General features: G+C 65.4%; 33 protein-coding genes and 1 pseudogene. 26 read left to right on the top strand and 8 right to left on the bottom strand.

What is annotated here, in order from left to right:
- Window positions 1–6: 6 nt before the first annotated feature.
- The 7 genes from PGN16_RS08565 to PGN16_RS08535 all read right to left on the bottom strand — a co-directional run bounded on the left by PGN16_RS08565 (window position 7) and on the right by PGN16_RS08535 (window position 2,829).
- The gene (locus tag PGN16_RS08565) at window positions 7–654 is read right to left on the bottom strand and encodes a hypothetical protein (protein WP_335308994.1); all 648 of its coding nucleotides are present in this window, start codon (window positions 652–654) and stop codon (window positions 7–9) included.
- Complete coding sequence (locus PGN16_RS08560) at window positions 651–872, bottom strand: hypothetical protein (RefSeq protein WP_335308993.1); 222 nt, start codon at window positions 870–872, stop codon at window positions 651–653. Before PGN16_RS08560 ends, PGN16_RS08565 begins: the two co-directional genes overlap by 4 nt.
- Window positions 869–1,186 carry a hypothetical protein gene (locus PGN16_RS08555; protein WP_335308992.1) on the bottom strand — a complete coding sequence of 106 codons (318 nt, stop codon included), beginning with the start codon at window positions 1,184–1,186 and terminating at the stop codon, window positions 869–871. The genes PGN16_RS08560 and PGN16_RS08555 overlap by 4 nt, the downstream gene beginning before the upstream one ends.
- Window positions 1,183–1,494 (bottom strand): hypothetical protein, encoded by a 312-nt coding sequence (locus PGN16_RS08550; protein ID WP_335308991.1) that lies wholly within the window; start codon window positions 1,492–1,494, stop codon window positions 1,183–1,185. Before PGN16_RS08550 ends, PGN16_RS08555 begins: the two co-directional genes overlap by 4 nt.
- Window positions 1,491–1,763 carry a hypothetical protein gene (locus PGN16_RS08545; RefSeq protein WP_335308990.1) on the bottom strand — a complete coding sequence of 91 codons (273 nt, stop codon included), beginning with the start codon at window positions 1,761–1,763 and terminating at the stop codon, window positions 1,491–1,493. The genes PGN16_RS08550 and PGN16_RS08545 overlap by 4 nt, the downstream gene beginning before the upstream one ends.
- On the bottom strand, window positions 1,763–2,020 hold the full coding sequence (locus PGN16_RS08540) for a hypothetical protein (RefSeq protein ID WP_335308989.1): 258 nt from the start codon (window positions 2,018–2,020) through the stop codon (window positions 1,763–1,765). Before PGN16_RS08540 ends, PGN16_RS08545 begins: the two co-directional genes overlap by 1 nt.
- 188 nt (window positions 2,021–2,208) lie before the next feature.
- Entirely contained in the window at window positions 2,209–2,829 is a 621-nt protein-coding gene (locus PGN16_RS08535) for a LexA family protein (protein ID WP_335308988.1), read from the bottom strand.
- A 125-nt stretch (window positions 2,830–2,954) separates the two neighbouring features.
- Between PGN16_RS08535 and PGN16_RS08530 the strand changes: the two genes are divergently transcribed.
- The 7 genes from PGN16_RS08530 to PGN16_RS08500 all read left to right on the top strand — a co-directional run bounded on the left by PGN16_RS08530 (window position 2,955) and on the right by PGN16_RS08500 (window position 8,272).
- Window positions 2,955–3,155 carry a hypothetical protein gene (locus PGN16_RS08530; RefSeq protein WP_335308987.1) on the top strand — a complete coding sequence of 67 codons (201 nt, stop codon included), beginning with the start codon at window positions 2,955–2,957 and terminating at the stop codon, window positions 3,153–3,155.
- A gap of 5 nt (window positions 3,156–3,160) precedes the next feature.
- On the top strand, window positions 3,161–4,177 hold the full coding sequence (locus PGN16_RS08525; protein ID WP_335308986.1) for a CHC2 zinc finger domain-containing protein: 1,017 nt from the start codon (window positions 3,161–3,163) through the stop codon (window positions 4,175–4,177).
- On the top strand, window positions 4,174–5,700 hold the full coding sequence (locus PGN16_RS08520; protein ID WP_335308985.1) for a YfjI family protein: 1,527 nt from the start codon (window positions 4,174–4,176) through the stop codon (window positions 5,698–5,700). Before PGN16_RS08525 ends, PGN16_RS08520 begins: the two co-directional genes overlap by 4 nt.
- Window positions 5,697–6,446, top strand: coding sequence for a hypothetical protein (locus tag PGN16_RS08515; protein ID WP_335308984.1), 750 nt, complete (start codon window positions 5,697–5,699; stop codon window positions 6,444–6,446). The genes PGN16_RS08520 and PGN16_RS08515 overlap by 4 nt, the downstream gene beginning before the upstream one ends.
- A gap of 38 nt (window positions 6,447–6,484) precedes the next feature.
- Entirely contained in the window at window positions 6,485–7,168 is a 684-nt protein-coding gene (locus PGN16_RS08510; protein WP_335308982.1) for a hypothetical protein, read from the top strand.
- 116 nt (window positions 7,169–7,284) lie between these two features.
- Window positions 7,285–7,899: a Panacea domain-containing protein gene (locus PGN16_RS08505; protein WP_335308981.1), complete on the top strand. Its 615-nt coding sequence runs from the start codon at window positions 7,285–7,287 to the stop codon at window positions 7,897–7,899.
- Window positions 7,862–8,272, top strand: coding sequence for a hypothetical protein (locus tag PGN16_RS08500; protein ID WP_335308980.1), 411 nt, complete (start codon window positions 7,862–7,864; stop codon window positions 8,270–8,272). Before PGN16_RS08505 ends, PGN16_RS08500 begins: the two co-directional genes overlap by 38 nt.
- Here the strand turns inward: PGN16_RS08500 and PGN16_RS08495 are convergent.
- Window positions 8,256–8,444 (bottom strand): helix-turn-helix domain-containing protein, encoded by a 189-nt coding sequence (locus tag PGN16_RS08495; RefSeq protein WP_335308979.1) that lies wholly within the window; start codon window positions 8,442–8,444, stop codon window positions 8,256–8,258. The two genes, PGN16_RS08500 and PGN16_RS08495, sit on opposite strands and share 17 nt — an antisense overlap.
- A 270-nt stretch (window positions 8,445–8,714) precedes the next feature.
- On the opposite strand from PGN16_RS08495, the gene PGN16_RS08490 reads away from it, so the two are divergent.
- From PGN16_RS08490 to PGN16_RS08400, 19 genes and pseudogenes are all read left to right on the top strand, one after another.
- Entirely contained in the window at window positions 8,715–9,038 is a 324-nt protein-coding gene (locus PGN16_RS08490; protein WP_335308978.1) for an HNH endonuclease, read from the top strand.
- 184 nt (window positions 9,039–9,222) lie between these two features.
- A complete protein-coding gene (locus tag PGN16_RS08485; RefSeq protein ID WP_335308977.1) occupies window positions 9,223–9,417 on the top strand; it encodes a hypothetical protein in 195 nt (64 codons plus the stop codon).
- On the top strand, window positions 9,414–9,659 hold the full coding sequence (locus PGN16_RS08480; RefSeq protein WP_335308976.1) for a hypothetical protein: 246 nt from the start codon (window positions 9,414–9,416) through the stop codon (window positions 9,657–9,659). Before PGN16_RS08485 ends, PGN16_RS08480 begins: the two co-directional genes overlap by 4 nt.
- Before the next feature lie 143 nt (window positions 9,660–9,802).
- Window positions 9,803–10,222 carry a hypothetical protein gene (locus tag PGN16_RS08475; RefSeq protein WP_335308975.1) on the top strand — a complete coding sequence of 140 codons (420 nt, stop codon included), beginning with the start codon at window positions 9,803–9,805 and terminating at the stop codon, window positions 10,220–10,222.
- Entirely contained in the window at window positions 10,170–11,969 is a 1,800-nt protein-coding gene (locus PGN16_RS08470; protein ID WP_335308974.1) for a terminase large subunit, read from the top strand. Before PGN16_RS08475 ends, PGN16_RS08470 begins: the two co-directional genes overlap by 53 nt.
- A 13-nt stretch (window positions 11,970–11,982) precedes the next feature.
- A complete protein-coding gene (locus tag PGN16_RS08465; protein ID WP_335308973.1) occupies window positions 11,983–13,902 on the top strand; it encodes a phage major capsid protein in 1,920 nt (639 codons plus the stop codon).
- 69 nt (window positions 13,903–13,971) lie between these two features.
- Window positions 13,972–14,163: a hypothetical protein gene (locus PGN16_RS08460; protein WP_335308972.1), complete on the top strand. Its 192-nt coding sequence runs from the start codon at window positions 13,972–13,974 to the stop codon at window positions 14,161–14,163.
- Window positions 14,164–14,173: 10 nt separating this feature from the next.
- Complete coding sequence (locus tag PGN16_RS08455; RefSeq protein WP_335308971.1) at window positions 14,174–15,583, top strand: phage portal protein; 1,410 nt, start codon at window positions 14,174–14,176, stop codon at window positions 15,581–15,583.
- On the top strand, window positions 15,573–16,418 hold the full coding sequence (locus PGN16_RS08450) for a hypothetical protein (protein WP_335308970.1): 846 nt from the start codon (window positions 15,573–15,575) through the stop codon (window positions 16,416–16,418). Before PGN16_RS08455 ends, PGN16_RS08450 begins: the two co-directional genes overlap by 11 nt.
- Window positions 16,418–16,723 (top strand): head-tail connector protein, encoded by a 306-nt coding sequence (locus tag PGN16_RS08445; protein WP_335308969.1) that lies wholly within the window; start codon window positions 16,418–16,420, stop codon window positions 16,721–16,723. Before PGN16_RS08450 ends, PGN16_RS08445 begins: the two co-directional genes overlap by 1 nt.
- Complete coding sequence (locus PGN16_RS08440) at window positions 16,723–17,109, top strand: phage head completion protein (protein ID WP_335308968.1); 387 nt, start codon at window positions 16,723–16,725, stop codon at window positions 17,107–17,109. The genes PGN16_RS08445 and PGN16_RS08440 overlap by 1 nt, the downstream gene beginning before the upstream one ends.
- Entirely contained in the window at window positions 17,106–17,636 is a 531-nt protein-coding gene (locus PGN16_RS08435; RefSeq protein WP_335308967.1) for an HK97 gp10 family phage protein, read from the top strand. Before PGN16_RS08440 ends, PGN16_RS08435 begins: the two co-directional genes overlap by 4 nt.
- Window positions 17,633–18,043 (top strand): hypothetical protein, encoded by a 411-nt coding sequence (locus tag PGN16_RS08430; protein WP_335308966.1) that lies wholly within the window; start codon window positions 17,633–17,635, stop codon window positions 18,041–18,043. Before PGN16_RS08435 ends, PGN16_RS08430 begins: the two co-directional genes overlap by 4 nt.
- An 18-nt stretch (window positions 18,044–18,061) precedes the next feature.
- Window positions 18,062–18,499, top strand: coding sequence for a hypothetical protein (locus tag PGN16_RS08425; RefSeq protein ID WP_335308965.1), 438 nt, complete (start codon window positions 18,062–18,064; stop codon window positions 18,497–18,499).
- Between the two features lie 67 nt (window positions 18,500–18,566).
- On the top strand, window positions 18,567–19,013 hold the full coding sequence (locus tag PGN16_RS08420; protein WP_335308964.1) for a hypothetical protein: 447 nt from the start codon (window positions 18,567–18,569) through the stop codon (window positions 19,011–19,013).
- A gap of 112 nt (window positions 19,014–19,125) precedes the next feature.
- On the top strand, window positions 19,126–19,548 hold the full coding sequence (locus PGN16_RS08415) for a hypothetical protein (protein WP_335308963.1): 423 nt from the start codon (window positions 19,126–19,128) through the stop codon (window positions 19,546–19,548).
- Window positions 19,512–19,982, top strand: a complete 471-nt coding sequence (locus tag PGN16_RS08410) for a hypothetical protein (protein WP_335308962.1) — start codon at window positions 19,512–19,514, stop codon at window positions 19,980–19,982. The genes PGN16_RS08415 and PGN16_RS08410 overlap by 37 nt, the downstream gene beginning before the upstream one ends.
- A gap of 48 nt (window positions 19,983–20,030) precedes the next feature.
- A complete protein-coding gene (locus tag PGN16_RS08405; protein WP_335308961.1) occupies window positions 20,031–25,010 on the top strand; it encodes a phage tail length tape measure family protein in 4,980 nt (1,659 codons plus the stop codon).
- Window positions 25,007–25,284: pseudogene (locus PGN16_RS08400) on the top strand (hypothetical protein); the annotation flags it as partial. The gene PGN16_RS08405 and the pseudogene PGN16_RS08400, both read left to right, overlap by 4 nt.

The following is a 25,284-nucleotide window of genomic DNA, read 5'->3' as shown; positions in this document are numbered from 1 at the left end:
AGGCGGTCACGACCGCACCCCCTCGAAATCAGCCGTCGAGCCGATGCCGAAGTGCGCGATGGCTTCGCGTAGGATCGAACGCGCATGGTCGGTGCTGGCGCAGCCGCCAGCGGCGACCTCCATCGTCAGCATCACCATTCGCGAGATGACATCGTCGTCGGTGACCGCAGGAGTCGACAGCACGATCTCCGCCATCGTCGCCGCGCGCCTGAATGCAGGCGGTTCCTCGCTCTGGTCGGCAACCCCCTCTTCGAGCGCGGCAACGTGTTCGCGCATCCATCCGCGGTGCCCGGCATCGCTCAGCGAGGAGGCCACGTTGTCAGGGCTCAAATCGCCATGCGTCAGGCTACTGTCGGCGAAGCGGCGGCTGTCGGTCAGAAGCTGCGGGACGAAGCCGCCGCCTTCGCGACCATTGTCGAAGGCCATCAAGACCTTCGTGGCGAGCTGCTGCGCGTTGACGGCTGGGATGGCGAGAAGCGCATCTTCCGCCGTCCAGCGTCGCTCTTGAAGCCGCTCGATTTCGGCATCCATCGCGTCTGTCAGCGCGCCTTCGTTATGGGCGGGCAACCAGATGTCGCGGTCATAGACGTTCTCTTCGCCGAGCGCCGCCGACCATGCGGCGTGCGCCGTCGCCCAAAGCTGCTGCTGGGTCACAATGCTTCTCCCGCGGCGAGTGTGTTCAGGTTCTCGGAGAGGTGCCGCGCAAGCGTGCCCAAGCCATCGACGGCATCAGCAGTGCCCGAAGCGTCGGGGTCAGCACTGAGCGCGTCTGCCATCGTCTTGCAGAGAGCCGCGATCTGTGAGGCGATGGCCGCCTGCGCCCAAAGATCGTTCTCTTTGATGCTGCGATCGGCGTTGGTCGTCGTCGTCATTGCGCGACACCTTCCAATGCTGGGGTAATGAAGTCGCCGATGCCGAAGGCGTCCCGGCCTTCTCGGATCAGGGCGCGAGCGAAATCGTCGTTGACCTCGAAGCCCTCGATCGCGACTTCGATCTGCAACATCAGCTTGGCGGCGAAGCCTTCGACGCTGGTGGCCGGCGTCGCCATGATGGCTTTCTCAAGCGCGATGGCGCGATCAAGTAAGCCATTCATCTCGTCGTCCGACATCGGCGACCGGTCGTTCGCTTCGCGCATCACCAGATTGCGGGTGCAGAGGAACGACAAAAGCGGGTCGGGCGCGGTCACTTTGCCCGCTCCCGTGCTGCTTCACGCAGCGCCGCCCGGTTCGCTACGTAGGCGAGGGAAACGAAATGCGAGATGGCATCCAGAACGCCCGATAGGTGGCAATTCCGGCTGCTCAGGCAGCCATCGCCGGCATCAGCGATGGCGTTGCCGAGGACCAGCGTCAGCGAATGCGCTATGGTCAGCGAGGTGCAAGCGAGGTCGTCAGCGCTCCCGTCGAAGGGAGTGGTGTTGTTGAAGGTGACCTTGCCCAGCGTGCTGATTGCAGCCGCCTCGGCGTCGATCCGCTGCTCGTAAGCCGCGCCGCTCATGCCGCCACCTGCAACCAAGCGGCGTCAAAAGCCTCGGCGACGCTGCCGACAACGCGCCCCTGATCGGAAAGCAGGTTGAGCAGCGTTTCCATCTGCCCCCATCCCTCGCGCTGCGCGGCCAGTGCACCGTGATTTTCCACCTGCTGGCGCAAGTCCCACAGTTCGTTGCGGATGATGTCGGTAAGCACGTCGACGTAATCAGCGGTCGAGTGAAGGTTGAGGACGCGCTGCGCGACCGCAGCATCAAGCATCTGTGCGGCGGCGGCCATTAGCGCACCGCCTTCGGCGTGCGGCCGACCTGGACGGCGAAGTGAACTCCCAGCCACTGAATTTCGAAGAAGCGGACTTCGCCTTCACCACCCGAGCAGACGCGACCACCATCGTCGAGGCGCAGCTTCTGCATCCGCTCGACGCTAATCTCGCCCCAATTGTACCAAGGCTCGACTGCGGTGATGAAACGCCGCAGTGCTGCGGCAAAGCTCGTCCTTTCACGCACCAAGGGTGCGCGTTGTGCTTCGGCGGCCATGAGCCAACCTCCCTACATGAGTGATGCAGGTGGATCGGCGGAGGCTGGCCCCTATCTCTGGCGGCCGAGCACGACTTTCCTAACCCTGCGGATCAGGGTCGGCTGGCCTAACGGCTGCGCTCACCTGACACGGCCAATGTATCCATTTCGGAAACCGTGTCAACGAGGGACAGTATCTTTTTCGGAAACTACAGCGACCAAGTGACCGAGGTCGCCCGACCGATTACGGTGATCGGCTCCGCCCCGAGCAGTATCGGCTGATGCACCGGATTGCTCGATACGGGTTCGAGCCGATCGGGCGAACGGCGGAAGCGTTTGATGGTGGCCTCGCCGTCGCCGTTCTGCACGGCGTAGAGCGAGCCGTCCGTGAGGCTCGGGTCGGTAGGGTCGATGGTGACGTTGGCGCCCTCGGGCGCAAGCAGGTCCATGCTGTCGCCGATGATGCGGAGCGCGAACATATGCGGCTTCGCGCCGACGACGGCGATGCGGTCAAGCGGCTGCTGGATAGCCTCCCGCCAGTTGCCAGCGGCGATGAGGCCGATGACCGGCACCATGACCGGGTTATTGTCGGGCAGATCCTCGCCCATCAGGAGAAGGGCGACGCTGCAATTCAGAGGGGCGGCCAGCCGGCGCGCCCAATCGTAGCTGACCTTCGTCGTTGAGCGCTCGATTTTGCTGATCGTAGCCTTGGTGGTGTCCGCCTTCTCCGCAAGCTCTTCCTGCGTCATGTTCGCCATGACGCGAAGGGTGCGGACGCGGAGGCCGAATGGCATCTCGGCGAGGCTCTGCTGAAGGTCAGGATCAGTCATGAGCCGGTTCGTATCCGTAACGGATACGCTTGTGAATAGCAGAGTTGCCCGCTCGGAATGGGCCGGGTTTCCCGCAATGAGACAACATGCTTGCGGTAAGTATCCATTACGGATACCATGCGCGCATGACATTGAAGCAGTGGCTCACGGACACCGGCACGGGATACCGCCCGTTTGCCAAGCGGATAGGCGTTGCCAACGGTAGCGTGGTCAAGCGCTACGCTGACGGTCGCGTTCCGCGATCGAAAAATGTTCGCAATGCGATCGTGCGCGAGACGGGCGGGAAGGTGCAGCTTCCCGACCTCTATTCCGCCGCGGCGGAGTAAGGTCGATGCAGGGTGCGCGCCGCCGGGGGCGGGGAAGCGCGGTGCGGTCTCATCTCGATGAGGCCCGGTTCCGCGCGCTTATTGATGAAGCCAAGGCGGGGCGAAACCTGTCCGACGTGCTTGAGCGGCATACCAGCCTCAAGCGCCGCGGCGCGCGCGAGCTGGTCGGGCTCTGCCCATTCCATCAGGAGCGGTCGCCCAGCTTCGAGGTGAACGACGCGAAGGGCACATATCATTGCCACGGGTGCGGCGCGAGCGGTGACCACTTCACCGCGCTCAAGCTGCTCGACGGGCTGGCGTTCCGCGACGCATATCAGGCGCTGACCAACGACACCTTTCCGGCGGTTGACCCTGCCCAGAAGGCGCGCGCCGCCGCCGAGGAAGCCGAGAGCCGTGCTGCGGCCATCGCTGACGCGCGGATGATGTGGGACCGGTGCGTCTCGCCGATCGGCACGCCTGCGGAGCGCTACCTACGGGAAGCGCGCGCGATTTCGGCCCCGCTACCGCCAACGGTGCGGTTTGGCCGGGTGCCGACCTCGCGGGATGAGAACGGCGCGTGGAAGCGGCCATATCCGGCGGCGGTCTTTGCCTGCACGGACGGCGGCGGCGACATCATCGGGCTGCAACGGGTCTTCCTGCGTGATGACGGCACCGACAAGCGCTGGGGAAAGCGATCGAAGTTGAGCCTTGGCCGACCGCGGGGTTCCGCCGTCCGCCTGACCGCGCACGCTGATCCGGCCGAAGTAATCGTCTGCGAGGGACCGGAAGACGGGCTGACGCTTATGCAAGAGATGCCGGCGGCGGCGGTCTGGGTGACCTTGGGAACGGCCATGATGCCGGAGGTGCAGTACCCGCCGTCCGTGCGGTCGATCGTGGTCGCAGGCCAGAATGATGGGCCGGGCCGCACGGCGGCGGAGGCCACGCGCGGGCCGCTGCTGGAGCGCGGGTTCGCCGCGCGGGTCATCTATCCGAAGCCTGAGTTTAAGGACTGGAACGATCAGCTCCGGGGCATCCGGTCATGAGCGGGATGTTCGACGATCGCTATGACGAGGGCGTTCGCGCAGTACCGCAGCCGCTCGACATCAAGGCGCAGCTTGGGGAGGCCGAAGAATATCCGCTCGCCGCGCTGAGCCCGCTGCTGCGCAGGGCGATTGAGGCAATCGTCGCCATAGCGCAGGTGCCGGTATCGCTCGCCGCGCAATCGGTGATGGGCGCGGCATCACTCGCCGCGCAGCCGCACATCAATGTCGAGACAATCACCGGGCAATTCTGTCCCGTTTCGCTGTTCCTGTTCACGATCGCCGCGTCAGGCGACCGCAAGTCAACGTCAGATCGGTTCGCGATCCTGCCGGTAAAGGAACGTGAGGAATTGCTCGCAGAGCGGTTCAACGTTTTGCAGAATAGCTACGCGATCGACGATGCAGCGTACAAAACGTCAATCACGAAGGCTAAGGGCGGCAACAAGAGCCGGGATGAGATACGTCAGGCGCTGGAGAACGTCGGGCCGCCGCCGCGCCCGCCTATCCAGCCACTTCTGACTGCGGACGAGCCGACCGGCCCCGGTCTGCAAAGGCTTTTCGCGGAAGCGATGCCGGCGCTGGGATTGTTCTCGGATGAGGGCGCGACTTTCCTTGGCGGCTGGTCGATGCAAGACGAGAACCAAGCCTCCACCGGCGGCATGTTGTCGAAGCTGTGGGACGGATCGCCGATCAAGCGCATTCGCGCCGACAAAGAGAATGGCACGCAGATCCTGTATGGGCGTCGTCTATGCCTGCACCTGATGGTGCAACCGGACATCGCTGGAAAGCTGCTGGGCAATCAGGCGGTGCGAAATCAGGGGCTTTTGAGCCGTATCCTCGTCGCCGCTCCGCGCAGCCTGAAGGGCTCACGTTTCTATGAAGAGCCGTCGGAGGAGCACCGCACCAATCTCCGCGACTATCAGGGTCGCTTAGGACGGTTGCTTGAGCTTGATTTCCAATATCGAGACGACACGTCGCGCGCTCTTGACCTTGCCGTCGTCCACCTGACCCCGGACGCCCGAAAGCACCTGATCGAGTTCAGCGACCATTGCGAACGCCAGCTCGGCCCGGGCGGCAAGTATGAGCAGATTGCCGACTTCGCGTCGAAGATGACCGAGAACGCGGTGCGGTTGGCGGCGGTCGTCGCGTTCTTCCAGGCGGGCAGGGGTTTGATCCGCGACGGACTGAGCCTCAATGCCGCAAAGGCAGGGATCGCGCTGGTGGAGTTCTATGCTGGCGAGGCGGCGCGCCTCTATGGCGCGTCCGCGGTTGACGACGACACGCACAATGCCGCGCTTCTCATCGAGTGGATCAGGAAGAAGGGACACGCCGCTGTCGGCGTCAGATACCTGAACCGCCGCGGCCCGACGCAGGTGCGCGCCGCCACCGCCCTGAAACGCGCGATCGAGGTGCTGGTTGAGCATCAGCACCTCGTCAAGATCAACGGCCCTGCGCTGCTCGATCTTGAAGGCGAGCCGAAGACCTATGCCGAAGCGTACACCGTCGTACCGATGGACCCGGCATGACCGGCGACCTGTTCGGTGGCGGCTTCGTATGGGACGAGGCGGAGCCGGTGTCGCAAACCGATGCGACAGTCGTTGCGACGCGACAGGGGCAAGGTCGCGCCTTGGAAAAGGCTGGTAATCCCGACCTTTTAGACGGCGGTGTCGCAAGTGTCGCAAGTGTCGCAGAAACCGAGGGGCAGCGCCCTGAGCGGTTGCTGTCGCAGCCAAATGTCGCGGTGCCTGCGACACTGCCTGCGACACCGAAAGCGGCGGATTTCTGCGGTGTTGAGGGCGGTGCCCGCCCTACTGTCGCAGGCGTCGCAACTGTCGCAGATTGGGAGCGGGGTGTCGCGGCGGCGCGCGCTATGCGCTGCCCCACCGGTGCGAATGCGCGCGAGTGGCGGGCGACCGTCGCGGCGGCGGCGCACCTCCTGCGCTTGTGGGGATCGGACCTTATCGCGCTGGGCTGGTCGACGCTCGACGTGTGGGGATCGGAACTAGACCCGGCCGCACGGCGGCTGGATCGCCTTGGGTTGGTTCATTTCGTCGCCGGTGCGGTCGTGGAAGCGGTCGACAGCGATAGCGCCTTGATCCTCCACAGCGGCAAGGATCGGCTGACCTACAGGCGACGGAGGATGGTTCCCGGTGCGGTGCCGCTCTGGGCCGTAGGCGCGGGGGCAAGCCGGTGGGAGGGGGCCGGGGAAGCGCCTTCAGCGCTACCCCGACCGCCCGCTCCCTGTCAACCGGCATCGGGGGAAGGCGTGTGACGAGGATCGAGATGGGTAAGGCGTTGGAGGGCAAAGCTATGAACGACGGGGCAGCCAAGGCGGTGCGCTGGTGCATCCTTCAAACCACCGCGTCGAAGACGTTGGCGCTGGCCGCGGCGCTACGCGGTGAAGGTATTGCAGCGTGGACACCCAGCCGAACCGTGAAGCGTGATGCGCCTGGCAACCGGCGGCGGCTGGCGCTCGGCCAGCGCAAGGTGATGGTGGAAGTCACCGTACCGATGCTGGCGAATTGGGTATTCGCGCCCGAGGACGACCTCGCCGACTTGTGGCGGCTGTCGGATCAGCAACAGGGGCCGTGTCCGCCCTTCACGGTGTTCAGCGTTGCCCAGCGGGCCGCGCTGGTGCGCGACGCAGCGGTGACCGGGCTACGTGAGGCCGAGGCCGAAGCCCTCGCCGCGATCACCGCCGAGCGCGAGGCGGAGACGCGCGCAGCGGCACACCGAGCGCGTGCCGAACGTCTCGGCACCTTGCGCGCGCGCCGAGCGGCGTTGCGCCGAGAGACGAAGGCGCTGGATGGTGGCCAAGAGGTGACAGTCGACGGGATGCCGGCGCTCGAAGGGCTGGTCGGGAAGGTGGTGGAGGGCAAAGGCACCTCCGCGGTGATCCATTTCGGCGGGGCGCTGACGATGACGATTGAGGCTTGGAGATTGCGGGACAATCCTGTAAGGAGCGAGACAGCCTTGACGGGCACCGCCGCATAACGGCGCAGGGGAAAGACGATGTGGAGCCGTGTTGCTCTTCCGCATCCCCGTTCAAACTCAGTCGGTCATGCCCGGCGCGGGTGTCCTGCGGTATGGACATATAACGAAGTCTTGAAATGAGCCTGTCTCCCGGCTCGTTTCCTCTGGTGTTTCCGTTTTGGATCACCTACCTTACCTCAAGGCAGTTCACGCAAGAGGCGAGGTTAGCGATGGCTTACACGCCACAGCACATAGCGAACTATTTCCTCGACCGAGCGGCGCAGGAAGGCTCGCCGGTTACCCAGATGAAGCTGCAAAAGCTGGTCTATATTGCCTATGGCTGGGCGCTGGCGTTGACCGGTAAGCGGCTGTTCGAGGAGCCTATTGAGGCTTGGGATCACGGCCCCGTGATCCGGTCGCTCTATAACGAGTTCAAGCGCTTCGGTAATTCAGCGATCCGTGAGCCGGCGACGGAGTTCAACCTCGATAATTTCGAAACGACTGAGCCGCGCGTTCCCGAGAGTGACGCCGACACAACGCTGATTTTGGATAAGGTGTGGGCGGCATACCGCCGGTTTTCTGGGTGGCAGCTTCGCCAGAAGACGCACGAGCCCGGTACGCCTTGGAGCGTCACATACGATCCGAAGGAACGTGATCGGGTAATCCCCGATGAAGTGATCCGGCCGCATTTCTTTTCGGTTATCAGGCGCATTCTTGACGCTGCCCGCTCGCCCAGCACTGCCGCCGCCTGATCCGGCTAAAGAACGCCAGCAAACGCTGGACGAACTGCGGGACACGCCCGACCGTGAGGTCGGGCAAGCCTCTCAAGACGTATCCGGCATATCGCCTGAGGAAGAGCAGGGCCGACGCCGTAAACACCGCACCGATGAAGACAAGGCGTGGGCTGATATGCGGGTTATCTGCATACGCTGGCTTGGCTACGTCATCGTGGCAGGCGGCGTTCTGGTCGCGATCGGAGCGCTCGTTGCGGCTGGCTTCTGGCTAGTCGACCAGATCAAAGAGCCGGCGAAGCTAGATGAGTTGATGGGTAAAGTAGTCGTCGCAATCGTGGCATTCCTCGGCTCGCGCGTTTTCCGTCAAACCAAGCCTAGCTCGGACGAATAAGCTCGGGATGTTCGGAGAGGTAGAGAACGGCCAGCGCAGTTCGCGGTTCGATCGCCGCCTTGCCGTTCTCCATGAACCCGACGAACTGACCGGTCAGGCCCAGCACCTCGCCCAGCCGGGCTTGCGATAGGCCGAGCGCTTTGCGGATTGCCTTCAATTCGTCGGGTTGCATGGTTCGTCGCCACTCCGTATCTTCGACCCTATCCCACCCCGGAGTACCAGTCCGGGGTGGGGGTTCAGGTTAGGTGATCTTGATTTCCACTAGGGAGATCGAGATCCTCCAAATCCTGAACCGGATCACGAAGTGCATCGTGGTTCCTTTCAGGTCACCGGCGGGCTGGGCACCATACCGTCGCCGTCCGGTGAGATGATTAGTAGTGACTGACTCACTATCCGTCAACGGAAATCGTGAGTCAGTCACTATTTATATGAGGGCGCGCCGATGCCGAGCAAGCCGCCCAGCCTGCGCCCCCGCAAGATCACCGCCGCGCGCAAGCTGTCGTCATGGGGCACCACCCGAAAGAGCCGGCAAGCGCGAGGCTATGGCCGGGCGCACGAACTGATGCGGGCGCAGGTGTTGCGGGAAGAGCCGCTATGCCGCGCCTGCCTCGCCGCCGGCCGGGTCGCCACTACCGAGATCGCCGACCACATCATTCCCAAGGCTGAAGGCGGCACGGACGATCGCAGCAACTATCAGGGGCTGTGCAAGCCCTGCAGCAAGGCGAAGACGGCGCAGGAAAGTGCGCGGGCAAGGGCGAGGAAGTAGCGATGGCTCAGGGTGTTGGCTTCGCAGATGTCACCGTCGACGCGAGTGACGCGCTCACCTCCATGCATATCCGGGTGCGCGTCCGCGGTAAGCGGCGCGCCTTGTGGCGTGTCAAAGTCGCTGCGCGGATCATCGGTTTAGCGGCCGTCGTCCTCGGCGGCCCTGTCGACCTTGAGGCTGAGCTATGACCACCGAGCCGACCCGCGCCGATCGCCCGCGCGACAACCTGCCCGAGGCGGTGTCGAACATGGTGACGCTGTGGTCGTCGCTTGCCGAGGTCGCCGCTGACGTGGCGCACGCCAAGCGCGCCATCTTCCTCGCCTATGTCGCCGAGGGCTTCACCGAAGCGCAGGCGCTCGATCTGGTGAAGACCATATGAGCGGGGTGAGCGTGCCGCGGCGGCTGTCTGTGAGCGATCCAGACTACGACCCGTCCATTGGCGAGCGCCTTACCGTGCGGCTTGATGGCGTCGACCAGCATGGCCGTGCCGAGGCTTACGATCTCGACGCCCAGACCGTGACGCGATGCAAGCACGACGCCGCGGGCAAGATCTACCTCGATGGCGACATTATCGCGATGGAGATGGTGGGCGGCGTCGTGACGGTCGAGTGGAGAGCGTGACCGACCCCGTCGCCCGGCAATAGCCGGGCATAGGGGGGGGGTATGTTCGGCTTTCGGGTTGATCCGGCCTAGGACCGTAAACCGGGGTCTTTTATCGCGCGCCCGAATTAAACTTTTGGGCCGAATTAAATTTTGAGGCGGCTATGAAGCCCGGACCCAAGCGCAAAACTCCGACGGAGAAGGCGGCGACCGGGACGCTCCGGCCTTTCCGCGACGCGGGTGTGACAGAGTTCGTCGTGCCGGGCAATCCGCCGATCGCGCCTGACTATCTGACCGCCGAGGCAATCATCGTCTGGCAGGAAGCAATCGGGCGGGTCATGTCGGCCGGGGTCACCGAAGTCGATAGCGCGCTGTTCGCCCGATACTGTTCGCTTGAGGCGTTGGTGCGGAAGGCGTTCAACGCAGGCGGCGAGCCGCCGCCGGCCGCTTATCTGACGGTGCTTCGCCAGCACGAAGAACTGCTCCGCATTGCCGGACCCAAGAGCCGCGTTGGTGGCGGGAGTGCTGCGGATGCCGCGAAGTCGAGCAACCCCTTCGCCCGCAACGGACGCGGGGCACGCTAGGAATTATGCCGCCATCGCCCTCGCGTATGCGAAGGCGGCGGCGGCGGACAAGAAGCAGAAGCGCCATTGCAAATGGGTTCGGCTTGCCGCGCAGCGCCATCTAGACGACCTGACGCGCCAGCGTGACGCAGCATGGGGCTATCATTTCGACCCTTGGCACGCGAACGACATCTGCGACTTCGCCGAGAAGCTGCCTCACGTCGAGGGCGTTTGGGACACCCCGACGATCACGCTCGAACCGTTTCAGATCTTCATCCTGTGCGTGGTGTTCGGCTGGCGGCGGCGCGACACCGGCGGCCGGCGGTTCACCTCGGTCTACGAGGAAGAGGCGCGCAAGAACGCGAAGTCGACCAAGACCGCGATCGTGTCGCTGTACTGCCTCGCGTGCGAGGATGAGCCCGGCCCGCAGGTTCTGACCGCGGCAACGACGTTCGATCAGGCGAAGAAGGTGTTCCACCCGGCCAAGCGGATGGTCGAGAAGACCCCGGCCTTGCAGGAAGCGTTCGCGCTGATCCCGTGGGCGAAGTCGATCACCTGCGGAGACAACGGCGGATACCTCCAGCCGATGCACTCGAAAGCGAAGTCGCAGGACGGACACAACCCGCACCTCGTCACGATGGACGAGCTGCACGCGCATTCCGACCGTGGCCTGTTCGACGTGATGAACTCGGCGTTCGGTGCCCGGCGCAATCCGCTCATGTGGATCATCACCACCGCGGGCTTCAACCTGCACGGGGTATGCTACGAGCAGCGCACGCTGGCGACGAAGGTGCTGGAGCGCACGGTCATCGCCGAGCATATGTTTGCGATCATCTTCACGATCGACCGGGCCGAGGATTACGGCGACGATCGTAAGGACGGCGACGATCCATATGATGCCTCGAAGTGGATCAAGGCGAACCCGCTGATCGAGGCGTCGCGACCGCTGCGTGACGAGGTCGCCAAACGCGCGATCGAAGCGCAGGCCAGCCCGGCGGCCGAGGGCGAATTTAAGACGAAGCACCTGAATATGTGGCTGGGCGCGGCGTCTGCCTGGCTGAACGTGACGCAGTGGGCGAAATGCGCAGACCCGGCGCTGACGCTCGACGATTTCGTCGGCCTTGATTGCTATCTCGGCGGCGATCTCTCGAATGTCGACGATCTTTCGGCGCTGGTGCTGGCCGCGGAGACACCCGCCGGGCAGTTGCTGGTCAAGCCGTGGTTCTATGTGCCCGAAGTGCGCTTGGAGAATGTGAACCCGGCGCTCAAGCAGGTCACCGATCTCTACAAGGGCTGGGTCGCCGAAGGCGCGCTGACAGCGACCGAGGGTGATTTCATCGATCACAACGTCATCGAGGCGCAGATACGCGAGTTGAAGAGTCGGCTTGCGGTGCGCCGCGCGACTTTCGACCAGTGGAACAGCGCCCTCGCAATGGCGTCGCGGCTCAATCAGGATTTCGACGACGGCGGCGAAGCGTTCGCCTCGCAGTTGGCCAAGAACGCCAACAATATCACCGATCCTGCGAGAAATTTCGAGGCGCGCGTGAAGTCCGGCCTGGCCCGGCTTCGTCACGACGCCAATGCGGTCATGACGTGGATGGTCGGCAACGCCGTGGTTGATCGTCGGGTGAACGGAAGCATCCTTCCAAAGAAGGAGACGCCGAACAGCCCGCAGAAGATCGACGGCGTCGATGCGACCTTGAACGCCATCGCCCCAATGATCGTCCCGCCTGATGCGCAGGTCGAAGTCGCCGCGATGCTCGGCTGAGGGAGTTCCTACGATGCAGCCAGTCCGCAAGTCGACGGCCCAGCCGGCCGGCGAAAACCCGCTGACGTTCGTCATGTCCGACGCGACCGTCGATCGCATGGGCGACGTGATCGAGCAGAACGGCTGGGTGCTGCGCAACTTCAAGAACAACCCGATGGCGTTGTTCAATCACGACAGCGACATGCCGATCGGCCGTTGGAAGAACGTGCGCGTCGAAGGCGGCCAGCTTGTCGGCGAACTCGAGTTCGGCCCGGAAGGCGCTTGCCCGATCACCGACAAGATGCGGGCTTTCGTCGCCGCGGGCATGATGCGCGCCGTATCGGTAGGCTTCCGCCCGCTGGTCGCCGAGCCGCTTGAGGGATCAAAGGTCGGGGGCGTCCGCTTCAAGGCGTCCGAGCTGATGGAATGCAGCTTGGTGTCGATCCCGGCCAATCCGAACGCGCTGGCAGTCGCCAAGTCGCTCAACCTTTCCGACGACGTTCGTCAGTTGATCTTTGGCAAGTCCGCCGACGAGATCGACGACAACGGACGGCGCGGAGCATCCGGCGAGACCGCCGCTTCCACCCCCAATCGAAAGAACGTGAAGATGGCTACTCTCGCCGAGCGTATCGTTGATGCGCAGAATGAACTGGTGCGTCTCAAGGATGCGCTGACCGAACACGTCAAGGCCGACGATGCTGACGAAACCGTCACCATCGAACTCGCCGACAAGATCGAGAAGCAGGAAACCGCCGTCGCTTCGCTGAAGCGCGCGGAGAAGGCGCTCGGTACGATCACCGAGAAGCAGGAGCCGAAGGGCACCGACCCGCGCCGCCCGTTCGCCGCGCCGGCAAAGAAGACCGCGCCCGGTGACCTGATCGTTCGCTCGGCGGTGGTGCAGGTGCTGGCGCGCATCGAGGGCCGCTCGGTGCTGGACGTGCTGACCGCGCGTTACGGTGAAGACGACAGCATCAAGACGATGCTCGATGTCACCACCCGTTCCGCTACCGCGCCCGCGACGACCACGACCACGGGCTGGGCCGCCGAACTGGTGCAGACCGCCACGCTCGACTTCATCGACACGCTGGTCGCCAAGTCGGTCTACCCGGTGCTGCGCGACCTCGGCGGACGGTTCACCTTCGGCCGCAACGGCGTCGTGTCGATCCCGGCGCGCTCGGCCACGCCGTCGGTTGCCGGCTCGTTCGTCGGCCAGGGCGCGCCGATCCCGGTGCGTCAGGCGGGTTTCAGCGCCACGTCGCTGACGCCGAAGAAGATGGCGGTCATCACCACCTTCACGCGCGAGATCGCCGAGAAGTCGACGCCCGACATCGAGCAGGTGCTGCGCACCGCCATTCAGGAAGATACGGGCGTCGCGATCGACACCGTGCTGCTGGACGCGAACGCTGCGACCACGATCCGCCCGGCGGGCCTGCGCAACGGCGTGACCGGTGTCACCGCGACGGCCGGCGGCGGCTTCAACGCGCTCGTGGCCGACCTGAAGGCGCTCGTCGCGGCGCTGATCGTCTCGTCGGGCGGCAACATCCGTCAGCCGGTCTGGGTCATGAACCCGGTGCAAGCGCTGTCGATCTCGCTGACGCAGAATGGCGCGGGCGATTTCCCGTTCGCGGCCGACCTGCGCAACGGCACCCTGCTCGGGTATCCGGTCGCGCAGTCGGCGACCGTGCCGCTCGGCACCGTCGCGCTGGTCGACGCCGCAGACTTCTTCACCGCCACCGGTGATGAGCCGCGGTTCGAGGTCAGCGATCAGGCGGTGCTCCACATGGAGGATACCACGCCGCAGCAGATTTCCGCGGCGGGCACCCCCAACGTCGTGGCCGCACCGATCCGGTCCATGTTCCAGACCGACAGCCTCGCGCTGCGCATGATTATGGACCTGAACTGGTCGATGCGCCGCGCCGGCATGGTCGCGTTCGTCCAGTCGGTGAGCTGGTAACGCGCCTCGGACCCGCGCGCGTGCGCCCTTCGCGCGCGGGTCAACCCGACCATCAGCAGGAGAGAAACGATGGCAGACGAGACGAAGCCGGCGGTGGAAGCCGGCGAGCAGGACGACGTGCGTGCGCGCGCGGTCGCGGAGGCCGAGGCGGCCGACGCCGAGGTGCCGACGCCGACGCAAGCCGAACTCGACGCAGCCAAGCGCGGCGAGCCGGTAGCCAAGGCTGGCGGGTATCGCACCCGTCAGGCCAAGGCGAACTGAGCCCTAACCGGTGACCAGCTACACCCTCTCCGCGCGCGCCGCGGCGGCCGAGGCGCGCTATGACGCGTCTCGCGTTGTCGCGAAAGCGGCGGAGGGGGCGTACCGCGACGGTCCCTATTATCTCCCGATCAGCGGCGGCTGGCTTTCGGCCGATGTCGGATCGAACCTGAATTTCTGGCAGATGGGATACGACGTTGAGCGCGGCGGGGGCACGGCGATCGTGCAAGCCTGCGTCTCCGCCTATGCCCAGACCGCCGCCATGTGTCTTGGATCGCACTGGAAATCGCGCGCGGACGGGGGACGTGACCGCGTGACCAACTCGGCACTGTCCCGCATCCTGCTGCGACCCAACGCTTACCAGTCGCCTTCCGACTTCATTCTCAACCTCACCTCGCTGCTCTACCGCCGCGGCAATGCCTATGCGCTGGCGGTGCGCAACGCACGGTTCGAGATCGTCGAGTTGCACATCATGACCGGCGCGTGCGCGCCGCTCGTCGCGGTGGATGGCTCGGTCTTCTACTCGCTATCCGGTAACGAGGTTGTTGAACGTCAGCTCGCGCCGGGCGCTCTCCAAGCCGTGCCGGCGCGCGACGTGCTGCACGTTCATCTAGAGACGCCACGGCACCCGCTCATCGGCGAAACACCGCTGACCGCCGCCATGCTCGATCTCGCCATGTCCAACGCGATGGCGCGGCAGGCGATTGCGTTTTTTGATCGGCAGGCGCGGCCGTCCGGCACGCTGAACACCTCCAACAGCCTCACGGCAGATCAGGTCAAGGAGTTGCGGGAGCGCTGGGACGAGCAGTCGCGGGGGCTGAACGCGGGCGGCACGCCGATCCTCGCCAACGGGCTGACGTGGACCCCGATGACGGTCGCGGCCAAGGACACGCAGTTCGCCGAGATCATGAAGATGAGCGAGCAGAACGTCGCTTTGGCGTACCGCGTGCCGTTGCAGGTGCTCGGGATCGGAGATCAGAAGTTCTCGACCACCGAGCTAATGATGACGTCGTGGCTCGCCAGCGGCTTGGGTTTCTGCCTGAACCACATCGAGCAGGGCTTTGACCGGCTGTTCGGTCTTCCCGGCGGGCTCGTCGAATATACCGAGTTCGATACCTCGGTGCTGCTGCGCTCGGATTTCAGCACGCGCGTGAAGGCGTGGGTCGAGGGCGTTAAGGGCCGCATCTTCTCAAGCGACGAGGCCCGCGCCGACTTCGAGCTGGGCAAGATCGACGGCGGCGATCAGATCTTCGGCCAGCAGCAGGACATCCCGCTCGGCATGTTGGACGGCTCGCAGGCGCTGCCCGCGCCCACCGAACCTGCGCCGCCCGCGCCAGAACCCCCGGAGGAGCCCAATGCATCCCGCCAGCAGCTCCCCGACCTCATCCGCTCCGTCTCGGACGAACTCTTTCATGGCACCTGAGCTTGAACTTCGCGCGCTGATCGAAGGATCGCGCGACGCGGTTCGCCGCGTCATCGCCGACTTGCGAGAGCGAGCCGATGCCGCCGAGCGGCTGCGCGACGCCGAGCATCGCGCCTTCATGGCTGAGCAGCGGGAAGCGCTATCCGCGCTTACCCGGCGGGTCGAAGATCGCCTCGCCACGGTTCGCGACGGGGTCGACGGCAAGGACGGCGCTGACGGGCAGAAGGGCGATCGTGGCGAGCCGGGCGCGCAGGGCGAGCCCGGCCGGGACGGTCAAGACGGCGCAGCGGGCGCTGATGGCCGTGACGGTCAGGACGGCGCGCCGGGCAAGGACGGGATTGACGGGAAGGATGGCGCGCCCGGCATTGATGGGCGCGATGGCGCTGATGGCGCGGACGGTGCGGCGGGCGCTGACGGCAAGGACGGTGAGCCGGGCGCACCGGGTGAGCCCGGTCGTGACGGGATCGACGGGAAAGATGCCTATGCCGGCGAAGCCCGCGGACTATTCGACCCCGACGCCAGCTACCGCGCGATGGACGTGGTCAGTTTCAACGGTTCGGAATGGCGCGCCAAGCGCGACGATCCCGGCGAACTGCCCGGCGATGGCTGGATGCTATCGGCGTCGCGCGGCAAGCGGGGCGACCGCGGTGAGCGCGGCCCGCAAGGCGCTGATGGCGAGCGCGGTAAGGACGGCGCATCGATCCTCGCAGCCTTTGTCGACGAGGATATGCAACTCACGATCACCCGCGACGACGGCACCGAGGTCAAGGCTGACCTTTACCCGCTTGCCGAGACGGTACGGTCGGCCGCGGTTCGTGATGCGGAGCGAGGCTGATGGCCGATCTCGTCACCATTGATCAGGTCCGCGAACACCTCGATCTCGACGAGGGCGCGGACGTGACGCTGCTTACCGGGCTCATCGCCGCTGCTTCGCGCACGATCGAATTGCAGACCGGTCGGACGCTTGCGGATGGCCCCACGACTTTCGGTGACGACAAGCCGGTCGCTGCGATGGCCGCTCTCCTGCTCATCCGCACATGGTACGATAATCCCGAGGCAGTCTCCGCCAACTCCGCGGTCGTCGAGTTGCCGCTCGCCGTGTCTTGGCTGCTCTGGCCACTCAAGCGGCTGACGGCCTGATGGCCCGCGTTCGGCTCGGCCGCCTCGACCGCCGCGTGCGGATCGAGAGGCCTGTCGCCAGCGCGTCGTTCACCGGCGCGGGCGCGGGCACCTGGGCGAAGGTCGCCGACACGCGCGCCAGCATTCAGGATGCGCTACCGAGCCGCGGCGAACGACTGGCGGACGGTCTGAATGCCACCACCCGCCCTGCGCGCGTGCGGATGCGGTACCGTACCGATGTGACCGCGGCGATGCGGATTGTGCTGCTGCGCTACGACGGCGCTACCGACACATGGGTTCCGGCCGATCGCATCATGCAGATCACCACCGTGCCCGCCGAACTCGGGCGGCGCGACGGGCTAGAAATGATGGTCGAGGATTATAGTCCGGCCGGGAACGCGGCGTGACGGTCGCTGTCACCGGGCTGGACGATGTTCAGCGGTATATTCGGAACGCGCCGGATCGCATCAAGCGCATTCTACGCGGAGCGGGGCACGCGGGCGGGCGGGTAATCGTCGCTGAAGCAAAGGCGGAAGCGCCGGCTGACGAAACGCGCGAGAACATCTTCAAGACGGTCGAAATCCTCGACGACCACATTCGGGTCACGATCGACGTTAAACCCGGCTGGGGCCGCTCCCTCGCCATCTGGGCGGAATATGGCACGGTCGGGCACTACATCAGCGTGGATGCGAAGCAGTCGGGCGGTCGCACAACCCGCCGTGTGAACACGCTGGCGAAGACCGGCACGCTGGTCATCAACGGCAAGCCGGTTGGTGCGACTGTCTGGCATCCGGGCGCACGGCAAGCCCCTTTCCTGCGCCCCGCGGTTCACCTGAAGCTGGCCGAGGCGACGCGGGCGGCGCAGGCGTACATAGATGAGCAAATCCGCAACGGCGCTATCGCTGGCGGGTCGGTCGCCGGAGATGACGAATGACCGGAGCCGAGGTTCTTGGCGTGCTGCTCTACGCTCAAGCGCCGCTGACTGCGTTCATCCCGACCAATCGCATCAAAGGTGGCCGGCTTCCTGACGGCGCAGCGCTTCCTTCGCTTCTGGTGCGCGTCGTCAGCCTGCTGGACCGTCAGCCGCTCGTTCACCCCGGCTGGTTTCGATCCGACGCGCTCGTGTCCGTGATGGTGCGTGCCGAGTCCTATGACGATCAGAACAAAGCCATTCGTCTGGTGCGTGCGGTGCCGAAGAAGGCGGTCGGCACCGTCGGAACTGCCCGCAACGTCGTCGTGCTCACCGCCGGCCTTGGCCCTGATGTGATCGGGCCGGGCAACACCTTCGAGCAGACCCAGACTTTCCGCGTCGCCTTCGACGCCTTCGACGCCGACGACTGACCCCCAAGGAGAACGATCATGAAACCCATGTACGCTGCCCGCGACTTCAAGGACGCGGGCACGGGCCGCAGCTTCGCGCGCGGCGAGCCGATGACCGGCGTGAGTGACGGCGTTCTCGGCAACTATGAGGCCGCCAAGCTGGTGACCGATGAAGACCCGGATGCGGTCGCCGAAGTCGACACCGCCGCGCCGACCCCCGCTGACTTCGCGGCCCCCGCCGAGGTCGCCGCCGTGGAAGCATCGCCCGCAGCCGAAACCGCTGCGATCGAGCCGTCGAGCGCCACCGAGGTGGAGCAGCCCGCCGCAGAGGTCGTCGAGCCCGCCGCAGAAGCCGACGCGACTGCCCCGGTCGATGCCGAAGCGTCCGCCGACGCCGCGCCCGAGGCGCAGGCCGAAGCAGAGCCGGAAGCCGCTGCAAGCAAGCCGGCGCGCCGCCGCAAGCCTGCTGACGCCTGACCGTTTCGCCCGCTTCGGCGGGCGATGATCCGCCGGCCCGTCCGGCTCGCCCAACTGGAGAATATCAATGCCCGGTTCCACCACTGCGGCGGGCTCGACGCTCGCCATCTCGGCCGGTACGCCGTCCGCACAGACGGCAGCGGCCTTCGCCGCGCTCGCCTTCACCGTCATCGGCGGCCTCGACAAGATCGGGCCGGTTCCTTCCGCGACCTTCGCCAAGGTCGAGTTCCAGCCGCTCGTCGGCGGCAAGGACAAGCTGAAGGGCAGCGCCGACTATGGCTCGATGGCACCTTCGGCGGCGTATGACGACGCCGACGCGGGTCAGACGCTGCTGCGCGCCGCAGCCGCCGACGAGACGCAGAAGCTCTATTCGTTCAAGACCACCTATCCGAACGGTACGGTGGTCTATGCGCAGGGCCGCGTCTTCAGCGCACCCGACACGATCGAAGGCGCGGACTCGGTGCTGATGACCAACGCTGACATCGGCATCACCACCAAGCCCATCAAGGCCTGATCCAACCCGTTTCCGGCGTCCAGCCGGATCATGGGCATCGGCCCGCCCTGCGCTTCGCGGGACGGGGCGGGTCGGTGCATCCCGCGAAATTCCCGCGACAGGATAACCCATCATGAAGATCAAACAGTACGCCGTCGCGCTGACCGCTTTCCTGCACCTCAAGGGGCCTGACGGCACGCTGCTGTACGAGGACGGCCAGAAGGTCGGCATCGACCTGTTCAGTCCCGGCTCGCCCGAATACGGCCAGGTCGAAGAGCGACGCTCGGCGCGCACGATCAAGCGCATGGCTGAGAACGACAACAAGATCGCGCATGTGCCGCTCGACGAGCTGCGGATCGAGAACGCGCAGGATCTCGTCACGCTGACGTCTGGCTTCCGCCACATCGAGCATGACGGCCCCGAAGGCACTCCGCTGTCGGGGCAGGCGCTCTACCTCGCCGTGTATTCCGACCCGTCACTCGGCTGGATCAAGGAACAGGCGCTGAAGTTTCTCGGTGATTGGGGAAAGTTCACGCCCGGCTCGGCGACGAATTAAAGCTGTGGGTGCGGCAATTGGCATGGCTCAACGCCGTGCCGCAGCCGCCCCCCGGTTCTCGCCGCGCCGAGGTTGAGCGCCAGCCGAACAAGGTTTCCCGGCTCGACAAGATGAAAGCGGACGGTGTGCCCGTCCAATTTCCACCGAACTCCGCACCGCACATCACGCATCGTCTCATTGAGATCGGTCTGATGCAGTCCGGTGCCGGCGGCGCGGTGCCGCTCAGTTGGGGCGAAATCAGCGCGTGGCAGACTAACGTGCACACCCGGCTTGAGCCGTGGGAAGCACGGCTGATCCGCGCGCTGTCGATCGAATATGTCGCGGAAGGCCGCAGGTCCGAGTCCGAGAACGCGCCGTCACCTTGGCGCGCGCCGATCACGCAACGCGAAATCGATCTCGAAATAGCCGCGCTTGAAGCGCTGTTCGGACCATGAGCGCGGACGAAATCCGTCCGCGCTCCACACTTTGAGGGGGGGCGACGTATGAACGACGACACTCCCGGCCTTGGCGTCAGCTTCGGCATCGACTTCGGCGACAGCTTCGGTGGGCTGAAGACCCTCGACGACCTGATCGGCGCGACGGCGGCGCGCGCCGTCAACGAGTTCCGGCGCATTCAGGGTGCGGTCGCGGGCGGCATGGACCTGAAGGCTGCGTCGCAGGAGTGGGTTGCCCTCGGTCGCGAGACGCGCAGCGCGGCGCAGGAAATGGCGAAGGTCGAGCGTGAGATTGAGGGGCTGACCCGCACCCTTGAGCGCCAGAACAGCACCTTCGGCATGTCGCGTCAGGAAATCCAGTCCGCCAAGGTCGCAGCGGCGGCCCTGAAGGCCGAGCAGCTTGGCATGACCGAGGCGGTGGGCCGCCTGCGCGCTGAAGAGACGTTGTTGAACCAGCAGCGCGCGTCGGCGGTGGCGCGCGCGGAGGCGGAGGCGCAGGCCACCCGCTCGGCCGCGATGGCGTACAATATGTTCGAGGCCGCGGCGCGGAAGGGCATGGATGCGCTGCGCCAAGCAGAGGCAGCCGAGCGCGCCTTTCAGGCCGAGCGCCATGCGCAGGAGGTCCGTTCTGCGGCGCTGGCGCATCAACTGTTCGAGGCTCGGGTGCGCGATGGTGCCCGCGCCATGCGCGAGGCGGAGGCGGCGGCGCGCGCGCTCGAACTGGAAAAGGTAGCGCAGGACGCGCGAAGCGCCGCGCTGGGCTTCCAGATGTTTGAGGCGCACGCCCGTCAAATGGCGCAAGCCGCACGGGAAGCGGCGGCGGCCGAGGCGACGATCGCACGCGAGGCCGCCGAGGTGCGCGCCGCCCTCGATCCGATGTACGCCGCGCAGCGCCGGTTCGATGACGAGATGACCCGCGCCGATCGGCTGTTGAAGGCCGGTGCGATCAGTCAGCGCGAATATGCGCAAGAGACGCAGCGCGCACGCGAGGCGCTGGGCGCGCACGCGCGACAGGTGGCCGGCGCGGGCGAGGATGTGGCGCGCGACACGCGGCGGTTCGCGCAGGGTGTCGACGACATCGAGCGATCGGTGCGGCGACAGGGGTTCGCGGTCCAGCAGTTGGCGATCCAGTCGCCCGACATCATTCAAGGTCTGCTGACCGGGCAGAAGCCTATGACGGTTCTGATCCAGCAGGGCGGTCAGCTCGTGCAGATCGCCATGATGGCGCAGGGCGGCATTCGCGGCTTTGCCTCCGAGATCGGCATGTTCGCGCTCCGCTTCGCGCCGCTCATCGGCCTGATCGGCGCGGCAACGGCCGGGTTCGCGTTGTTCAACCGTTGGGTCAACGAGGGCGTCAAGAACGACGACCTGACCCGCGACCTCGGCAAGATCACCGGCGGTGCAAATGCGACCAAGGCCGAACTGTTCAAGCTGAAGGATGAGACGGTGACTTGGGCTGATACGTCCAAGGCGATGTTCGAGGTGGTCGGCAAGGACGTGATGTCCGTCTTCGTCGGCGATATGAAGTCGATGGGTAAGGACGTAAAGGACTTGCTCGACGACATCACGTCCTATGGCCGGCAAGCGCTGGCAGGCATGTATGCAGGCGTCGCCGGCATGAAGTCCTATCTCGGCGAATTGGAAAAGGGCGGCTTCACCGGGCTCGCGAAGACGCTCATCGGCCAGGGCGATCCCAAGCTGCTGGAGAAGACCTTCGGTGCTGCCTATGACACCGCCGACAAGTATCTGACGAAGCTGGGCGGGCGTATCCGCAAAGCTGCCGTCGACAATGCTCGCGACCGGTTGGCGGACAAGATCGGGTTCAACAATCCACCGAAGCCGAAGACCGATCAGCACGCCGAGACGCTTGAACGTGAAGCGCGTGCGCAAGAGGCGCAGATTGCCGGGCTATACAAGGTGGCCGAAGCCTATCGCGTCTCTGGTGCGGCGGCACTCACCGCCGAGGCGGAGACGAAGGCAACCACCGCTGCCATCACGAAGCAGGGCGAGATCGCGGCATTCGTTGATCGGCAAATTCGTCTGACGATCGCGCAACGGATCGCCGACAGCGCGAAATCCGCAGCGGCGATGCGCGAGCAAGCCGAGCAGCAGGATTTGGTCAACACCGCTGTAGCTGACGGGGTCATTCCCGCAGAACGCGCGGCTGCGTTGCTGAAAGACCGAATGGCCGATCTTCCGCTGCTCACCGCCTTGGAGGCTGCGCGCACGCTGAAGGGGCAGGAAGGTACGAAGGCAGTTCAAGAGGCGACCAAGGCGCTTGCAGATAGTCGCGCGGCGCGTGACCGTCTGACTGACTCCGAGCGGCGGGCGGCGCTTCAGGCGGCGCAGAGCGCCAGCGATGATCGGCTGGCTGCGCTTCGTGAGGAAATTCGCCTGATTGGCGAAACCGATGCGGCTCGCGCCCGGTCGTTGGCGATCTTCAACGCCACTCAGGAAGCGGTTCGGACGAACCGAACCGGTCCTGATGGCGCGCGTTGGATTGAGACGCAGGGCGAGATCGCGGCTGCGCAGGTCGAGCTTCAGGTAAAGACCGACCTCGCAAATGAGGCGTTGGAGCGCCAAGCGGACTTGCTCGACGAAATCGCCGGGAACGCCGCAAATGCCGCGAGGGGTATGGCGGATGCGTTCGGCGAAGCGGGGCGCGCGCTCGGCGACACCGCTGCGATCTTCTCGCGGTACCTCGCCGATCAGCAGCGCGTCGCTGACGCTCATGAGCGCCGGCTGCGCTATCTGAAACAGCTTCCCGCCAGCGAGCAACGAAGCGCCGAAATTGCGCGCGAGAATGCCCTTTTCGAGCGTCGCAACATGACCGCGCAGATTGGGCTGTTTGGCGACATGACCTCGGCGGCGAAGGGCTTCTTCGACGAAAAGAGCAAGGGTTACGCAGTCGTGTCGGCCGCCGAAAAGGCGTTCCGCGCGATCGAGTTCGCGTTGTCCGTGAAGGCAATGGCGCAGAACGCCCTCGAAACCGGGAAGTCCATCGCGATGAGCGCGGCGAAAGCCGCGGCGCATGGTGTCACGGCGGTCGCGCACGCAATTGCGTCGCTGCCATTCCCCGCCAACCTCGCGGCCGGCGCGGCGACGATTGCGGCGTTGGCAGCGATCGGCATCCAGGTGGCCGGGGCGATCGGCGGCGGCGGACGAAACACGCTCGCGAAGGCGAACACCGGCACGGGCACTGTCCTCGGCGATCCTGACAAGCAGTCGGCGTCGATCAAGAACGCGATCGATGGCCTGAAGGACGTCGACCTGCTGATGCTGACCTATTCGCGCCAGATGGCCAATTCGCTCCGAACGATCGAGGGGCAAATCGGCGGGGTGGCGTCGTTGGTGGTGCGCGCCGGGAACGTCAACGCCGACGCGACCATCTCCGAAGGCTTCCAGAAGAACCTGATCGGCTCCGTCCTGAGCAAAATTCCGCTGATTGGCGGCATCCTCGGCGGCCTGTTCGGTAGCAAGACGGAAATCGTCGGCGGCGGCCTGTACGGCAAGGCGCAGTCGCTCGGTAGCATTCTGAACAATGGCTTCGATGCATCCTACTACACGGACTCGAAGAAGACCTCCAAGTTCCTCGGGATCACCACCGGCACGAAGTATTCGACTTCGTACACCGGAGCCGACGCGGCGCTGGAAAACCAGTTCACGATGATCTTGCGCGAGTTCAATACCGCGATGGTCGCTGCGGCTGGCCCGCTTGGCGTGGCGACAGACGACATCACGTCGCGCCTCAACAACATGGTCATCGACATCGGGAAGGTGGACCTGAAGGGGCTCACCGGCGAGCAGATACAAGAGAAGCTGACCGCGATCTTCGGCGCTGCGGCCGACCGAATGGCGTCGGGTGCGTTCCCCGGCTTCGAGCGGTTCCAGAAGGTCGGCGAGGGACTGTTCGAGACGATCGTGCGCGTTTCGTCGACAGTCGAACAGGTGACCGCATCGCTGGACACCCTCGGCACGTCCGCGCGCGGGCTGAGCGTCGATGCCAAGGTCGGGCTGGCCGGGGAGTTCGAGAGCCTGTCGGTCATGCAGTCGGCGATCGATGCTTACGCCGATGCCTTCTACACGCCCGCCGAGCGCAATGCCGCGAAGCTGGCGCAGCTCGGCACCGTCATCACCGGGCTCGGCGCTACCATGCCCGACACCGTTGCCGGTTTCCGGGCGCTGGTGGAGGCGCAGAACCTCAACACCGAGGCGGGGCGCGCGACCTACGCCACCCTGATCCAGCTTGCCCCGGCCTTCGCCGAGTTGAAGGGGGCGATGGAGGGGGCGAAGTCCGCAGCCGACATTCTGTCGGAACGTCAGGACCTCGAACGCCAGTTGCTTGAGCTTCGCGGCGACACCACGGCGATCCGCGCCCTCGACCTCGCCAAGCTGGATGCGAGCAACCGCGCGCTTCAGCAGGAAATCTGGGCAGTGAAGGACGCGCAGGATGCGGCGAAGGCGGCGGAGGAACTGCGTCAGGCGTGGGCGTCGGTCGGCGACGGCATCAAGACCGAGATCGAGCGCATTCGCGGGCTGACCGGCTCTGACACGTCGGGCGGCTTCGCAACCCTCATGTCGCGGTTCAATGCCGCGAGCGAGGCGGCGCGTGCCGGCGATCAGGATGCCGCGAAGAGCCTCCCGCAGTTGTCGCAGGCGCTCATCACCGCCGCTGGGCAGGTCGCCACCAGCCGTCAGGAACTCGACCGGGTGCAGGCGGAAACCGCCGCGTCGCTCGAAGCCACCTATGCGGCGGTAAGCCGCATGTCGGTCGCAACCGGCACGTCTACTGACGATCAGGTGGCCGCAGCGGCCACGACGACACAGGCGGCGGGTTCGTCGGCGGCGGCGAACGATGGGCTCATGGCGCTGGTGCAGCAGCTCAAGGAAGAGGTGGCCGCGATGCGCAACGAGAACAACGCGGGCCACGCCGATACTGCCAGCGCCGCCCGCCGCGTCGCGAAGAAGTTCGACGATGTGACGGACGCCAGCGGTGGGGACGCGGTCAGCGTCATGGCTGCTGCATGAAGGTCGTGACGCAGAATGGCGACTTCGACCTCGGCGTGACCGAGGCGACGCCGACGATCAGCATGACCGATTTCAGCCGGCGCGTGACCGACGACTTCGGGGTGACGACCGTCGTCGAGCGGGGCTTCTCCCGTCGCATGTCGGTCAAGCTGGCGGTGCCTACCGCCAACATCGATGCGGTGCATCGCCGGTTGAGCGACCTGCGCGCGACCTCGGCGCTATGGGTCGCCGACGATCAATCGGTATGGCTCAGCCTCTACGGCTTCTACCGCAG

It is taken from the genome of Sphingomonas phyllosphaerae (assembly GCF_036946485.1).
GTDB lineage: Bacteria > Pseudomonadota > Alphaproteobacteria > Sphingomonadales > Sphingomonadaceae > Sphingomonas > Sphingomonas phyllosphaerae_E.
Note: the sequence above shows the minus strand (reverse complement) of the source record. Positions and strands in the feature narration are given on the sequence as shown.

Coding starts and splice junctions, on each gene's coding strand:
- PGN16_RS08560 (WP_335308993.1), bottom strand. CDS start 872: ATGACGACGACGACCAACGCCGATCGCAGCATCAAAGAGAACGATCTT.
- PGN16_RS08550 (WP_335308991.1), bottom strand. CDS start 1,494: ATGAGCGGCGCGGCTTACGAGCAGCGGATCGACGCCGAGGCGGCTGCA.
- PGN16_RS08545 (WP_335308990.1), bottom strand. CDS start 1,763: ATGGCCGCCGCCGCACAGATGCTTGATGCTGCGGTCGCGCAGCGCGTC.
- PGN16_RS08540 (WP_335308989.1), bottom strand. CDS start 2,020: ATGGCCGCCGAAGCACAACGCGCACCCTTGGTGCGTGAAAGGACGAGC.
- PGN16_RS08535 (WP_335308988.1), bottom strand. CDS start 2,829: ATGACTGATCCTGACCTTCAGCAGAGCCTCGCCGAGATGCCATTCGGC.
- PGN16_RS08530 (WP_335308987.1), top strand. CDS start 2,955: ATGACATTGAAGCAGTGGCTCACGGACACCGGCACGGGATACCGCCCG.
- PGN16_RS08525 (WP_335308986.1), top strand. CDS start 3,161: ATGCAGGGTGCGCGCCGCCGGGGGCGGGGAAGCGCGGTGCGGTCTCAT.
- PGN16_RS08520 (WP_335308985.1), top strand. CDS start 4,174: ATGAGCGGGATGTTCGACGATCGCTATGACGAGGGCGTTCGCGCAGTA.
- PGN16_RS08515 (WP_335308984.1), top strand. CDS start 5,697: ATGACCGGCGACCTGTTCGGTGGCGGCTTCGTATGGGACGAGGCGGAG.
- PGN16_RS08510 (WP_335308982.1), top strand. CDS start 6,485: ATGAACGACGGGGCAGCCAAGGCGGTGCGCTGGTGCATCCTTCAAACC.
- PGN16_RS08505 (WP_335308981.1), top strand. CDS start 7,285: ATGAGCCTGTCTCCCGGCTCGTTTCCTCTGGTGTTTCCGTTTTGGATC.
- PGN16_RS08495 (WP_335308979.1), bottom strand. CDS start 8,444: ATGCAACCCGACGAATTGAAGGCAATCCGCAAAGCGCTCGGCCTATCG.
- PGN16_RS08490 (WP_335308978.1), top strand. CDS start 8,715: ATGCCGAGCAAGCCGCCCAGCCTGCGCCCCCGCAAGATCACCGCCGCG.
- PGN16_RS08485 (WP_335308977.1), top strand. CDS start 9,223: ATGACCACCGAGCCGACCCGCGCCGATCGCCCGCGCGACAACCTGCCC.
- PGN16_RS08480 (WP_335308976.1), top strand. CDS start 9,414: ATGAGCGGGGTGAGCGTGCCGCGGCGGCTGTCTGTGAGCGATCCAGAC.
- PGN16_RS08475 (WP_335308975.1), top strand. CDS start 9,803: ATGAAGCCCGGACCCAAGCGCAAAACTCCGACGGAGAAGGCGGCGACC.
- PGN16_RS08470 (WP_335308974.1), top strand. CDS start 10,170: ATGCCGCGAAGTCGAGCAACCCCTTCGCCCGCAACGGACGCGGGGCAC.
- PGN16_RS08465 (WP_335308973.1), top strand. CDS start 11,983: ATGCAGCCAGTCCGCAAGTCGACGGCCCAGCCGGCCGGCGAAAACCCG.
- PGN16_RS08460 (WP_335308972.1), top strand. CDS start 13,972: ATGGCAGACGAGACGAAGCCGGCGGTGGAAGCCGGCGAGCAGGACGAC.
- PGN16_RS08450 (WP_335308970.1), top strand. CDS start 15,573: ATGGCACCTGAGCTTGAACTTCGCGCGCTGATCGAAGGATCGCGCGAC.
- PGN16_RS08445 (WP_335308969.1), top strand. CDS start 16,418: ATGGCCGATCTCGTCACCATTGATCAGGTCCGCGAACACCTCGATCTC.
- PGN16_RS08440 (WP_335308968.1), top strand. CDS start 16,723: ATGGCCCGCGTTCGGCTCGGCCGCCTCGACCGCCGCGTGCGGATCGAG.
- PGN16_RS08430 (WP_335308966.1), top strand. CDS start 17,633: ATGACCGGAGCCGAGGTTCTTGGCGTGCTGCTCTACGCTCAAGCGCCG.
- PGN16_RS08425 (WP_335308965.1), top strand. CDS start 18,062: ATGAAACCCATGTACGCTGCCCGCGACTTCAAGGACGCGGGCACGGGC.
- PGN16_RS08420 (WP_335308964.1), top strand. CDS start 18,567: ATGCCCGGTTCCACCACTGCGGCGGGCTCGACGCTCGCCATCTCGGCC.
- PGN16_RS08415 (WP_335308963.1), top strand. CDS start 19,126: ATGAAGATCAAACAGTACGCCGTCGCGCTGACCGCTTTCCTGCACCTC.
- PGN16_RS08405 (WP_335308961.1), top strand. CDS start 20,031: ATGAACGACGACACTCCCGGCCTTGGCGTCAGCTTCGGCATCGACTTC.